We start from the raw sequence: 13498 nt of genomic DNA on the forward strand, positions 1-13498 counted from the left end.
GATGTCCAAGGCCAAGTATTTTGTTTCAAACACCTTCGTTTCTGGCTGCTTTAGGCAAGTTATTCAGCAAAATATGACTTGTCATCAAGCGTTTTCAACAGCTTCACAATGTAGGCAATCATTCTGTGACACAGGGCTGTCACACGGGGCAAGGCTAGCTAAGGAGGAGAGTGAACGCGCCATTTCAGCCTGTTTAGGATTGCAATTGGAAAACTCATAAGATCAAGATACATCTCGATTAATGCATTATTGTGATCTCATCAAACGATGCCATGACCATGGACTCCTTGCGCCTTAAAGCTGCTATCAAATTGGCGTTGGCTTTGGTGCTTGCGTATTGGATCGCTTTGTCGATGGACTGGGCTAAGCCCTACTGGGCCGGTCTCTCAATAGTTGCTTGTTCGTTGACAACATTTGGCGAGTCCTTTCACAAAGGACTACTCCGGCTGGGTGGCACGTTCTTGGCAATTGTCGTTGCGATTGCTCTGCTGTCGCTGTTCCCGCAGGATCGTTGGCTATTTATCGCAGCGCTCAGTTTATGGCTGGCATTCTGTTGCTTCAATATGTTTCGAACGTCTCGCTCATACTTCTGGATGACTGCCGGATTTGTGGTGCCCATATTGGTCATTGGAGGCGGCGAAAACCCGGTCAATGATTTTACTGTTGTGGTTCTTCGGGCTCAGCAAACCGTCCTTGGTATTGTGTGCTTCAGTGTCGTCTACTCACTGCTATGGCCCTACAGCAGTCGGGAACAGTTCGAAGAAGAAGTACGCAAAGCACTTACTTTAAAACGACGTCTTCTCATGGCGACCTTGGACATCTTGACTGGAAATGAGCGCAAGGAAGACCTGCCAAAGCTTCGGATGCAGATCGCTCAATTGCGCTCCACTGTCGAAAGGCTTTTGGATGCCGCAATTGTCGATAGTTATGACGTCTGGGATAGACGCCTTGTCTGGCGGCAATTCGTGGCAAATATGGCGTCACTGGACCGAGAGCTTCAGCGTTTATATTTGAACGCAAGAGACTTGGAAGACTCCCGTGACACAGCCCAAGTCCAATCTCTTTGCTCCGCGATACTGAGTACCGAGCAATATCTTCTTGAAGCGGAGAAAATTCTGTCCGCAACCGCATCGCAAGCTGGGTATCACACCGAAAACCAGATTACCCAAGAAATGGTCAACAGCGGGCTAGGACACTTCCAACTTGCTGCCATGACTGCCACCCGTCACAATGTCCAACGGTCGCTAGAATACAGTCGGTCTTTGTCAGATTTGATGACCAACATTAAAGATGCAAGCTGGAAGGCAAACACCCGGCATTTGGCCTCATCCCAACAACCTAAACCCACATCCGAATTCCTTGATCGGGATATGTGGAGCGCGCTAATCCGTGTTCAGGTTATATTTCTTGCGACAGTGGCATGTGTCCTGTTTGTTCCAGGCTTTCCCAATCCGGCTCTTGTAATATGCATAGGCGTTTCTCTCGCTCTGAACCTTGCTTTACATCCGCAGGCGTCTGTCTCCGTCGCGCTGCCTTTCGCAGCGATCCTACTGTTGATTGTTGGAACTGTGCACCTTGTTCTATTACCGCTATTGGCCACCTTCTGGCAGTTGGCTTTATTAATCTTCGGCACCACAGTCCTGGTGGCTTACTTAACTTCCCGCCCGGAACAAATGATTGTTCGAAGTTTTTTCCTGAACTTGTTTCTGGTCGGCCTTCAGATCGATAATCAGCAGCAATACAGTTTCCTCTTCTTTGCAACCATGTTCATCGGTTTGTTCTGTGTAATTGTGATCATCGAATGCACGCGTTTTTTCCCGGTTTCTTTAAGGCCGGAAATCCGTGTGGAAGCTCTAATAAAGCGTTTCTTTTCTAGCGCGGATTATGTGGTCCGACACAGCCTTACCGACCAAAGAGAGCAACCAAACTGGTTTAATCGGATGCGCCTTTCGCTACATGTCAGCGAGATAGATAGCATTCCGACCAAACTTGTTCCTTGGCTATCTGCATTGTCGGAACCAGCACTGGGCAATACCAAAAGGACGGATACGCTTCAAATCGCGACAAGTTTGGAAGCGCTGAGCAGCAAGCTAATTGAATTTGCCGCAACCCGAAGACTGTCACAGGCAGCTTCACTGAGAGAAGGCGGTGGCGAAGCAATGAAGCAGTGGCGCTTGGCCGTTGCGGATGTAATGTTGGATATTGAACGCGACCCAGGGGGGATTGACCCTGAATATCTGCAAAACAGGCTTCAAAGCGCTACTGTAGCCCTTGAGAAGACTGTAGAAGTCCTAATTAACAAAGAGTCTAGTTCAAATTTGAATACCGCTGACTACGAAAACATGTATCGTCTTCTTGGCGCGTATCGCGGTCTTGCGGAGGGTGTTTTGGGGTACACCGGCAGAGCGGCATTCATTGATTGGCACGCACTACGAGAGTCCCGTTTCTGAAGTCGAGGAAAAAATGCTACCTGTTCCAAGCGAATTCGACTTTTTTGGCGTCTACCTCTCACCACTTTTCATATCTTCCCTACTGGCAGTCGTTCTAACTATGATGACGGCGCGTGTTTTGAACCGTTTCCGAATGTCGCGTTTCATCTCTCATCCGGCGTTGGTTTTTGTTGCACTTGTAGCAATCTATACGTCCGTCATCGGAACCTTTCTTATCCCGGCATAGTCAAATGAACCGAAACACCAAGTTGATCGTCACAGTTGCAATCGTACTCGTCGCTTTGGGCGCCGTGTTCTTGAAATATGCCATTTACGTATCCAACCCATGGACGCGCAATGGGCAGGTTCGCGCAAATGTTCTAGAAGTTGCACCGCGCGTTTCCGGGCCAATCGTCAACCTTCCGATACGAGACAACCAGTTTGTAAAGGCTGGGGATCTTCTCTTCGAAATCGATCCGCGCACTTTCGAAGCAGCACTGTCGCAAGCACAAGCGAGATTCGACAAAACCGTCGAAGATCTGGCTTCTTTGGATAAGCAAATTGAGGCCGCCCGTGCGAGTGTTCAGCAATATGAATCGTCGATCCAACAAGCCGAGTCTCAATTGTCTTCCGCAAAAGCCCAGCAGACAGAGGCACAACGTCAATTTGACCGGGCCTCTGTTTTGGTAAGCGACGGTCGCATCCCCGAGTCACAGTTCGACGAATTACAAAGAGATTTGGACGTTGCTCAAGCAAACACCGCCAGAGCACAAGGCGGAGTGGTTCAAGCCAAAGCCGCGCTCGCCCAAGCGCAGGCTTCGCTGGAGGGCTCAATTGCAAGCCGCGGCGTAACTGGTGAGGAAAACTCAAGCCTCCGCGAGGCTAAAGCTGCTCTAGAAGCTGCGCGCCTCAACCTTGAATTCACTAAAGTACATGCCTCAGTTGACGGATATGTGGCAAATCTGACATTGCGTCTCGGCAGCCAGGCTGTCGCTAATCAACCGATCCTTGCACTCATTGATGCCCAAAGCTTTTGGGTCGACGCTTATTTCCGCGAAAACTATGTAGGCGATATATCCCCTGGTAACCGCGCCGCCATAACGCTCATGTCTAACCCCGATATCGTAATTCCTGGGGTGGTGGATAGCATCGGGCGAGGAATTGCCAAAAGTGATGGGAGTGTTGGAGTCAATCTCTTGCCAAACGTGAGTCCAACGTTTGAATGGATCCGACTGGCACAGCGAATTCCGGTAAGAGTAGAAATTGACCAACTCCCCGAGGGAGTCGAATTGCTTGTAGGCACAACGGCGTCGGTTCTTGTGATGACTAATACGGATTCAACCGATGTAAATGAAGCGTTACCACCGCCGGCGCCGACAATTCTACAATAGTCGGTTCAATAGGTTCGGTACTCGCGAGGCCTACAAGACGACTGGTTGGTGATACGTGAGTGGTTGGAAGCGCACGGTGTCGCTGCCCCTGATCGCGTCTTTTCTAAAGTGCCTGAGTTGGCGGGCAACATGTCCGATTGGCGCCCTATGTCAAAGCATGGCGCACAAGACTAGTGACGAGACGCCAGTTCTGCTGGCCACCAGTTGTAGTGCCGCATTCCTAGTTATAACAGTGCTTTGTCAGTATCGAGAGGCGCAAAATGAGCAGAAGACACCCCATTTGGTATGGCATAGGCGTTACTATTATCCCGTTGGTCGTTCTGATTGTCGGGTACTTTAATATCCACCCAGAAATCTATCGAGGAATCCCGCAAGGCTTTGGATCGGAGCGAGACTCTTCGCGATCTGGTATCGCGTGGGACGATGATGAAAAGGAAGATCCGCCCTTGGATTATGTGTCTGATTCTTTCGAGGGATTGTACATTTCAACCGAACGGGCGTCCGTGACTAGCTTTTGGAGCAATCGCCGAGAATGAGGGTGACGAGAGTTGGAAGTCTGACGTCAATCCGGGCCTAGGCGGTCCGTCACAGCGTCTGAAATTTCGCGACCCATGGATGTTTGACGGTCCAAAAAAGAATATGAACGTCGGGGTATGGGTGATATGTGAAGCGATCTCTGGTTGAGTAATCAGCCCCCCTGCGGTGCCAACACATCATCACTTTATTCTGCCTACTAGCGGACATTGATCCTGTATATAGAGAAACCCAGCGATGAGCCGAGATTGCAGTTCTTCTGCATTGCCGCGAGTGTCTACTTATGAAAAAGCCGACCAAAAGTGACCTCTTTCAAAGTGCCAAACAGGAGTTGCTCAGACGGGTTAAGTCGCCCGCAGTGTCCTCTGATCGCCTTTCCCAAAACGGAGCGCCAGCTGACCTGATCGAATTTGCTTTGAGTGCAATTATGCGTTGTGCTGAAACACAGGCTGCTAGAATGGTCATCTCCGGGAAGTCCAGAAGGCTTTACCAGCCGTTTGTTTCCATCGTGCGTGATTCAGAAAATAGGGTGTAAGTCTTGATCTGCGAACCGGCAGGGCAGGTGTTACGCTTGGGGAATCGCTCGATAGTTACGATTGACGCTTTCTACTTTAAGGCGACCCTTGGTTCTACCTTGTCGAACGCTTGTTTCGTACAGTTTCTACAAGGCCACCACTTCGTTTTCTGCTTCACACCTCGAAGGGCAGCTTTGAACAACGGCGTGCCGTACCCGGCTCAGCTGGGCGTCGACAAAGACCTCCATAGCAGACGCTCCGCAGCTCGAAATGCTGCGATGCAGCATTGATAAGGCTCCAACGGCCGCAAAGGGCCGAATATGATCTGCTGCATTCAGCCGTTAAACCAAATCGGCGCATGGTCTTCTGACCAAGTTGCATACTTTCTCATCACCAGCAAAAAAGCTTCACTGTTTAGGAACTGATCCAACCAAGCGATTAAACTTGGCCACTTCTGTGCAACAAACCAAGCCCTGTCTATATGTGCAAACTGGCGAACAAATGGCAGAAGTGCTAGATCCGCTAGGGTGGGTCTCTCCCCAAAAAGCCAGGCCCGCCCAACTAACCGTTCGTTGAGGTCAAGCAAGTAGCCCATCGCTTTCTTGCGTTCCTCATTGAAGTCTAGATCCGGATAACGCGTAGCGTATTTGGTGTGATCCAGTGCTGTTTTGAACGGGCCATCATTTGCCGAAATTAGGTCCCAGCCTTCAGAGGGCATGTCCAAAAGCCGCTGCGGGTCATTTTGTTGGAGCGCCCAAACCATGATTTCCAAGCTTTCATCTATGACTTTGTCTGGAAGTCGAAGCGCGGGCACTGTGCCGGACGGAGATGTTTGCAAGAAAGCTTCTGGTTTGTCCCGCAAGAGAACTTCGCGCAGCTCGACTTTTACACTTGAACTCGCCAGTGCGAGCCGGGCTCTTATCGCGTAAGGGCATCGACGAAACGTCCAAAAGATTGGGTAGTTGTCCATACTAGATTTTATCTCCAGATCTATCTGGCTGGTCAAACCTCCAATTGTTGGCCAATTGGTACTCCTGCTTACTCTGTATGGGCAGACAGGTGTGGTGATCCTGCGGCCCCAACAAATAAACGCTGCAATGGCGTCAATGTCAGCTTTGCGGCTGCGGCCGTAGTGTCAATAACAAACGTTGGCCGTTTGAGGGCCGCTGAGTGGGGACCTCAAATGTCAGGTTTGCTGCAGCCTAATGCAAACGTGAAGCCACCATCCTGTATTCCCGGCTTAGTATCTCCCAAGGGATTTCCCTTCGAAGGAACTAATATGCTTCGCCATCTGTTCGCTATTGCCGTCGTACTCTGTTTCGCTTCCGACATGCTTTGGTCGCAGACAGTCGGGCCGTCGCGGGACTATGTGACGGCTGAGTTTGGGGCACCACCGACGATCCAGGAAGGACCTCTGGACGCTTCTGTAAAAGAGGCGTTGGAAGAGATATTACCGATCGCAGTGGCGCAGGCCGCATGGGACCCTGCAAATGCTGCGGCCTTTGATACAATCGCGCAAACGTATGATCCTCGACTGGTTTGGATCATCACCGACATGCAGCGTTTTGCTTGGAGGCCAGAATTCTACGCTGCGCTAACGCGGGCTGCGGCGACGATCCTCGACATTCCTTTGAATACCGGACTTCGGCGCCCGGAGATTATCAACAAGATGATCGCGTGGGACATTCCCGCCTATCCGGGCTACCTCGCCCATAAGCGCCATGTCTTCACCAACTATGTTTCCGGTTGGGACAAACTCTTTGTCGAGGGAGATATCGCATGGCAACTCGTGGATTGGGGCGGAGTTAACATTGATGCGCGTCCCTATGACTCGACTGATGATGTCTGCCATTGCATCCCTGCCGTCGATAATCCCGAGATCAGTACCGCAGCCGAGGCGACTTGGTTGGAAGATGATGATGTCATCTTCGGCATCGTGGTGAACGGTCAGGCGCGTGCCTATCCTCGCAGGATAATGGAAGTACGTGAAATGGTGAATGACACACTCGGGGGGCGTGATCTTGGCATTCCCTACTGCACGCTCTGCGGAGCCGCGCAAGCCTACTTTACTGATCGATTACCGGCAGGCGTGAAGCGGCCCATTTTACGAACGTCTGGCCTGCTTATCCGCTCGAACAAAGTCATGTATGACACCGAAACACATTCTGTTTTTGACACATTCCTTGGCAAGGCCGTGACGGGCCCATTGGCGGATATCGGGCTCCAATTGGAACAAGCAACGGTTATCACGACTGATTGGGGTGCTTGGCGCGAGGCTTATCCGAACACAACGGTCCTGGTTGAAGCTTTGGCCCTAGGTCGCGACTTCAACCTGCGCGAAACACGCGACGCGAATGGCCCAATATTCCCGATAGGGGACGTCGATCCGCGGCTGCCTGTGCACGAAGACATCATCGGCACAATCACGGCCAACGGAACTCCAGTCGCCTTTCCCCGTGCAACAGCCGTGGCTGCATTGGTTGCAGGGCAAGACGTCGCGTTTGAAGACGTGAGATTGGAACTATTTGCAGGGGGCGTAAGGGCCATCGGATTAAACGGCGACGAACGTTTGAGCCATCAGGCCTTTTGGTTTGCTTGGTCCCAGTTTTACTCGGAGACCGTTTTATGGACCGAATAGAGTGAACGTTTGCTTCGTGAGAGCTGCACAGCATCGGCAAGCGCATCGGTCAAGGTCCGGAACGGGCCGCAAGTGGCAACTTGCTGATTATCTGAAAGATGGGGCCAAATTCGAGATCCAGAGAACTGCGTGGGGCGTAATGTACGTATAGAGGCAATTAAGAGGTCGCGATTTTTCGTTCATACTTGCTGGCAACGGCCATTGGCTTTCTTTCGACCGGAGCGCTCCATGCTGGACTTGAGGTGCGCTTTGTCGAGGGTGCGATCTGGGTTCCTCAACCTTGAAAGTAGACCTTTCGCCATCTTCCGGCCGTCTGATTTTTGATGTGTCAGAGGCTGGCGCAGGGGTTGAGGTGTTCCAGCCTCTTGAAGTTATCGATGGCGCAGAAGCTTTGCTCGATGTGCCTTCGGTTGTGGACGGACAGGACTTCATTGACCTCCAGATCGGATCCAGTATTTCCTTTACCATCGACGTCGATGACACCATCGGTCAGAGGGAGATCACTGTCAGCGGTTCAGAGATTGCCGGCGCCAAAGTGACATATGCGAAAGAAGGTGAAAGCAGTAACGCGGTTTTCTCTTCTGACGCGCTTACCTTGCTGTCTATCCCAGATTGCTGATGGCCGTTCGTGTGGCTAAGTCATTCGAATGAGGTTCCAAAGATGACAAAACTGTTGATACGGCTTGGCTTCTTAGTCCTCGTGTTGGGTGGTGGCATCCTGATAGGAGCACTGACTGCACCGGGTGCATGGTACGCGAACCTATCCAAACCCGTGTTCAACCCGCCCAACTGGATCTTTGCTCCGGTTTGGTCGCTGCTCTATGTACTGATCGCCTGGGTGGGATGGCGTCAGTTCGAGGCGGATAAAAGCTCTGTCAAAATGAAGCTATGGTGGGCGCAAATGGGCTTGAACTTCCTATGGTCGCCAGTCTTCTTCGTGTTGCATCTGCCTTGGTTCGCCTTCGTTGTCATTCTATCGCTGTTGATCGTGATTGGCGCCTTCATTCAACAGGTGCGCAGATCAGCTCCGATCGCAATGTTGGCCTTTCTACCGTATCTGGCCTGGGTAGCCTTCGCTTCGGCATTGAACCTATTGATCGCGATTTTGAATTGAACACAAGCAGAGTGCGTACCACCACCTACGTCTGACTGCTTCACGGAAGCCGGAACCCGTTCACTTGGACAGGTACTTGGTGCGGGCTAGTTATATCTGCATCACGCAATAAGTGAGTGAGGGCATGGCAAGTGCAAGTGTTGTGGTTCAAACGGGACTTGCGTGTGGAAGATCATCGGGCACTGGCACGAGCCGCTCAGCTTGGACCAACTTTGCCAATATACGTTGTCGAACCAGAGCTTTGGCAACAACCGGATGCCTCCGCAAGGCACTGGAGCTTTGTTTCTGAAACACTCGCAGAATTAAGGGCAGATCTTGCTCGATTAGGCCAGCCTTTGGCTCTGCGGTTCGGTCCAATTGTAGACATTTTGGATGAGTTAAAGCAGGTCGGGCTGTTGCACGCTCTTTGGTCTCACGAAGAGACCGGAAACGATTGGACCTATCAGCGAGATCTGAAAGTTGCCGCATGGTGCCGTGAACAGGGGGTGCCCTGGACCGAAGTACAAAACCATGGCGTTTGGCGAAAACTCAGATCGCGGGATGGGTGGGCGACCCGCTGGGACAGGCTTATGGCTGAGCCCATCACACCTGTGCCCGCATTGCCGCCAGTTGACCTTGAACTCGGGCACATACCGACGGCACGCGATCTGGGCTTGGCCAGCGATCCTTGCCCGCAACGTCAGGCCGGGGGTAGACGTGCCGGTTTGGAACGCCTTGCTAGCTTTCTAACCAGTCGCGGTGAGAACTATCAGTGCGAGATGTCCAGCCCGGTGTCGGGTGCAGAGGCGTGCTCCCGGCTTTCTCCGTATCTCGCCTGGGGCGCTCATTCAATGCGCGAGGTTACGCAAGCCTGCGACGCCCGTCGTCGGAGCCTTCCGCAAGGGACGCGAAACTGGCAAAAATCTTTGCGCTCTTTCTCTGGTCGGCTGCACTGGCATTGTCACTTTATCCAAAAGCTTGAAGGCGACCCCCTGATCGAATTTGAGAACTTGCACTCGGTTTACGACGGTCTGCGTCCGCAAACCCCAAGCACCGAGCTTCTGGGAGCATGGAGTGCGGGGGAAACCGGATATCCGTTTTTGGATGCATGTATGCGATCTCTACAGGCGACGGGATGGCTTAACTTTCGGATGCGCGCGATGGTAATGGCGGTGGCAAGTTATCATCTATGGCTGGATTGGCGTGCACCTGGACTGCATCTGGCGCGTATGTTCACCGACTATGAACCTGGCATACATTGGAGCCAGGTCCAGATGCAATCGGGCACTACGGGCATCAATACAGTGCGCATCTACAACCCGGTCAAACAAGGATATGATCAGAACCCGGCTGGGATATTCATCCGAAGATGGTTGCCTGAACTTGCTGAAATTCCCGATAGATACATTCATGAGCCTTGGAAGTATGAGGCTTCAACCCAAGTGGTCGGGCGACGCTATCCTGTTCGTATTTTTGACCACCTTGCGGCGGCAAAAGCCGCACGCAAACGAGTCTGGGCAGTACGACGTGGCCCCGAGTTTCGCTCGGAGGCCCAAGCGATTGTTGCCAAACACGCCAGCCGAAAGACAAACCGCAAACAACGCTCGAAAAAGGACACTGCAACCCAATTGAGCCTGCCCTTCTTAGATGCTCTATGAAAATGCGTAAGAAATCTGATCTGCCCCAGAAAACCTGCACCAGATGCGGTCGTCCGTTCACATGGCGCAAGAAATGGGCGAAGGTTTGGAAGGAAGTCCGCTATTGCTCGACCCGGTGTCGGCGAGTGCCATGAGCGGTGTGCTTCCGGGACTAGCCTTGAGCGGCGAACCGATCGCGTTCACCCCAACACGTGCAGCAGGGTTGCAACGTCTTGAGCGCTTTGCGGCGCGCACCGGTCGCCATTACGCAAACACGCGAAACTACGACTTCGGCGCTGAACGGCGCACGAATGTTTCGGCTTTGTCACCTTGGATCCGGCATCGGCTCATAACTGAAGAAGAAGTGCTGATACGTGTACTAGCCTCGCATCGCCTCGGGCAGGCTGAGAAATTCGTGCAAGAGGTATTTTGGCGCACATATTTTAAGGGCTTTCTGGAACAACGACCCAGTGTCTGGTCCATGTACCAATTCGAATTGGTCAAAAGCTATCAAGCGTTGGAATCTGATCCAAGCCTGCAGTTGACCTACAGCCAGGCCGTGTCCGGCGCGACCGGAATCGACTGTTTCGATCACTGGGCGACAGAGCTGATCCGAACGGGATATTTGCACAACCATGCGCGCATGTGGATGGCGTCGATCTGGATTTTTACGCTTCGCTTGCCATGGGAACTGGGTGCGGATTTCTTTCTCAGGCATTTGCTCGATGGTGATCCGGCGTCGAATACACTCAGTTGGCGATGGGTCGCTGGGTTGCACACGAAAGACAAAACCTACCTGGCCCGTCCCGAGAACATAGAGAAGTATACCAACGGTCGTTTTAGTCCGACAGGTCTTGCACGAGTGGCTGATCCTTTGATTGAAGCTGCCGATCACCCAAGGCGACCAATCGCGCCATGCAACGCGTCACCTTCGGGACCTTATTTGCTTTTGCTGACCGAAGAAGACCTATGTAGTTACGATATTATGCCGCACGAACCGGCAGGTGTGTTGGGTCTGCTGGCGACTCATGGTCGGTCTCCGCAGCCAATTGGCGAGGCGGCGCAAAGATTTGCGAAGGACGCATTGCGCGGCATTCTGGCGAGCACTGACGTGCAGCCTCAATCCGCCGATGACTGGAGTGTTCCAATCCTCGCAGCCGCCCAGCGGATCGGGGTCAGAACCGTCGCCACCGCCTATCCTCCCATTGGTCCCGTACGGGCGCGTCTGGACCGAGCCGAATCCAAATTGGTCGAGGCGGGCGTGCTACTGCATCGGGTAAGACGCAACCTCGATAGTATCGCTTGGCCCTACGCCGATGCGGGCTTCTTCAAGTTGAAAACGAAGATCCCCACCATTCTAGCAAATCTTAACTTATTGCGATGAAGCGGCGCCGCCGCATAGCCGACGATCGCCGACCCGACAAATGAACAACCATTTGCCAAAGGAGCCACGCGGCATAGTTCGTTGGTAAATACAGCGCTCCGGAGCGACCATGCCCATTGCCACGATCCTTCTGCCCAACCAGCTTTTTGCCGATCATCCTGGTTTTTCAGAGCCCGCGGATCAGGTGATTCTGTTCGAAGATCCGCTCTTCTTTGGCGATGCGAGATATCCTGCGCGGATGCATAAGCAAAAGCTCTGGCTCCATCGCGCCAGCATGGCACGCTATCATCAGGATTTGATTGCCAAAGGCTTGAACGCCGATATCTACCTTTATGAGAAGCGAACAGATGCGTGCTTAGGTCTGTTTCAACAGCTGGCCAGGGACGGTGTCGATCGCGTGGTGATGGCCGACCCAGTGGACTTCATCGCTCAAAGCCGCTTGAAAAAGGCTGCAGAGGCCGTGGGCATCTCTCTGGAAATACGCCCATCACCCGGCTTTCTGAACACACCAACAGATAACGCTGAGTGGATCAACGGCCGCAAACGTTGGTTCATGGCCGAGTTCTACAAAAGCCAGCGCCGTCGTCTGGATGTCTTGATGGACGGTGATCAACCTATGGGTGGCCATTGGAGCTTTGACGAACACAATCGCAAAAAGGTTCCCAAAGCGATGCTCGGGAGTCTGCCCCGGATTGATTGGCCAGCACATGACGGCATTGATCACGCTGCAAAGAATAGTGTGATCGCAGATTTTCCGGATGCGCTCGGATCGTTGGACACGCTCTACTACCCGACATCCCACAGAGCGGCTGCGGATTGGTTGAAACAATTCCTGGAACGTCGATTTGATCGGTTTGGGGACTTCGAAGACGCCATCGTCGAAGGGGAAAGCTGGTTGTGGCACGCCGTTCTGACCCCCGCGCTGAACATCGGGCTGCTGACGCCCAGACAAGTACTGGACGCGACGCTTGAACATGCGCAGACACGGGGTATCCCCCTCAACTCGGTCGAGGGGTTTGTCCGACAGATCATAGGCTGGCGAGAGTTCATGCGCGCCACCTATCAAGACCTCGGCGTCGACATGCGGACCACAAATCATTGGGGCCACAGCCGTAAGATGCCCGCCTCGTTTTACGATGGCACCACGGGTATCGACCCGATTGACGACACAATCAGGCGCATTCTGCGGACCGGCTATTGCCACCACATCGAACGTCTGATGGTGCTGGGTGGTTTCATGTTCCTTTGCGAGATCGACCCTGATGAGGTCTATCGCTGGTTCATGGAGATGTTCGTAGACAGCTATGACTGGGTCATGGTCCCAAACGCCTATGCCATGAGCCAGCATGCCGATGGAGGGCTTATCACCACCAAACCCTATTTTTCGGGTTCAAACTACATCCGAAAGATGAGTCATTGGAGCAAAGGACCTTGGGCAGAGGTCTGGGATGGCCTGTATTGGCGTTTTATCTTCAAACATCTGGATAAGCTTGCACACAATCCGCGCTGGTCAATGATGTGTCGAGCAGCAAGGCGGATGAATGCGGAGATCAAGGAAAAGCATCTAAGCGTTGCGGATGCTTTCCTGGGTTAGCAGCCCTGAAAGAGCTTTCGGGCATCGATCTATGATTTACCCGGTTCTACTAGGAAATCCATCCTAGGAAAGATAGACAGTCGACCATCTGAGCCATAGGCGACCGAACGAAGACGCTGCCTTCTCCCTCGGGCAACCCTATTTGACAATACCTTGTGCTCAGCTGCGCCTGAGGGCTGCACAAATATTGTCGAATAGCATTGCCTCGCCCCCATCCGCGTTCGCCACGTGACAGATCAGCAGTAACAGGCGCCTTCGGCGTCTGATCTGCAAATCAGCCCTT

Annotated in this window: 11 protein-coding genes and 1 pseudogene; 11 read left to right on the forward strand and 1 reads right to left on the reverse strand. The window is 52.7% G+C overall.

Annotated elements, in window-relative coordinates:
• The first annotated feature begins 272 nt into the window (after positions 1-272).
• From ABWV79_RS12415 to ABWV79_RS12425, 3 genes are read left to right on the forward strand one after another with little or no spacing between them, the layout of a single operon-like run.
• Positions 273-2450: an FUSC family protein gene (locus ABWV79_RS12415; protein WP_353392280.1), complete on the forward strand. Its 2178-nt coding sequence runs from the start codon at positions 273-275 to the stop codon at positions 2448-2450.
• 13 nt (positions 2451-2463) lie between these two features.
• Positions 2464-2676 carry a DUF1656 domain-containing protein gene (locus ABWV79_RS12420; RefSeq protein WP_353392282.1) on the forward strand — a complete coding sequence of 71 codons (213 nt, stop codon included), beginning with the start codon at positions 2464-2466 and terminating at the stop codon, positions 2674-2676.
• Between the two features lie 4 nt (positions 2677-2680).
• Entirely contained in the window at positions 2681-3820 is a 1140-nt protein-coding gene (locus tag ABWV79_RS12425; RefSeq protein ID WP_353392284.1) for an HlyD family secretion protein, read from the forward strand.
• Positions 3821-5203: 1383 nt separating this feature from the next.
• Here ABWV79_RS12425 and ABWV79_RS12430 read toward each other — a convergent pair.
• Positions 5204-5839 carry a glutathione S-transferase gene (locus ABWV79_RS12430; protein WP_353392286.1) on the reverse strand — a complete coding sequence of 212 codons (636 nt, stop codon included), beginning with the start codon at positions 5837-5839 and terminating at the stop codon, positions 5204-5206.
• Positions 5840-6148: 309 nt separating this feature from the next.
• Between ABWV79_RS12430 and ABWV79_RS12435 the strand changes: the two genes are divergently transcribed.
• The 8 genes and pseudogenes from ABWV79_RS12435 to ABWV79_RS12470 all read left to right on the forward strand — a co-directional run bounded on the left by ABWV79_RS12435 (position 6149) and on the right by ABWV79_RS12470 (position 13215).
• Complete coding sequence (locus ABWV79_RS12435) at positions 6149-7507, forward strand: DUF3179 domain-containing (seleno)protein (protein ID WP_353392288.1); 1359 nt, start codon at positions 6149-6151, stop codon at positions 7505-7507.
• Positions 7508-7787: 280 nt separating this feature from the next.
• Entirely contained in the window at positions 7788-8126 is a 339-nt protein-coding gene (locus ABWV79_RS12440) for an aggregation factor core (RefSeq protein WP_353392290.1), read from the forward strand.
• A 42-nt stretch (positions 8127-8168) separates the two neighbouring features.
• Entirely contained in the window at positions 8169-8621 is a 453-nt protein-coding gene (locus tag ABWV79_RS12445; protein ID WP_353392292.1) for a TspO/MBR family protein, read from the forward strand.
• A gap of 137 nt (positions 8622-8758) precedes the next feature.
• Positions 8759-9130, forward strand: a pseudogene (locus ABWV79_RS12450) (deoxyribodipyrimidine photo-lyase); the annotation flags it as partial.
• A gap of 60 nt (positions 9131-9190) precedes the next feature.
• Positions 9191-10258 (forward strand): FAD-binding domain-containing protein, encoded by a 1068-nt coding sequence (locus tag ABWV79_RS12455; protein ID WP_353392393.1) that lies wholly within the window; start codon positions 9191-9193, stop codon positions 10256-10258.
• A 2-nt stretch (positions 10259-10260) separates the two neighbouring features.
• Positions 10261-10392, forward strand: a complete 132-nt coding sequence (locus ABWV79_RS12460) for a DUF2256 domain-containing protein (protein WP_353392294.1) — start codon at positions 10261-10263, stop codon at positions 10390-10392.
• Complete coding sequence (locus ABWV79_RS12465) at positions 10389-11621, forward strand: FAD-binding domain-containing protein (RefSeq protein ID WP_353392296.1); 1233 nt, start codon at positions 10389-10391, stop codon at positions 11619-11621. Before ABWV79_RS12460 ends, ABWV79_RS12465 begins: the two co-directional genes overlap by 4 nt.
• Before the next feature lie 109 nt (positions 11622-11730).
• Positions 11731-13215, forward strand: a complete 1485-nt coding sequence (locus tag ABWV79_RS12470) for a cryptochrome/photolyase family protein (protein WP_353392298.1) — start codon at positions 11731-11733, stop codon at positions 13213-13215.
• Positions 13216-13498 lie beyond the last annotated feature (283 nt).

Source organism: Ruegeria sp. HU-ET01832 (genome assembly GCF_040371315.1).
In the GTDB taxonomy this organism is placed as follows: domain Bacteria; phylum Pseudomonadota; class Alphaproteobacteria; order Rhodobacterales; family Rhodobacteraceae; genus Ruegeria; species Ruegeria lacuscaerulensis_A.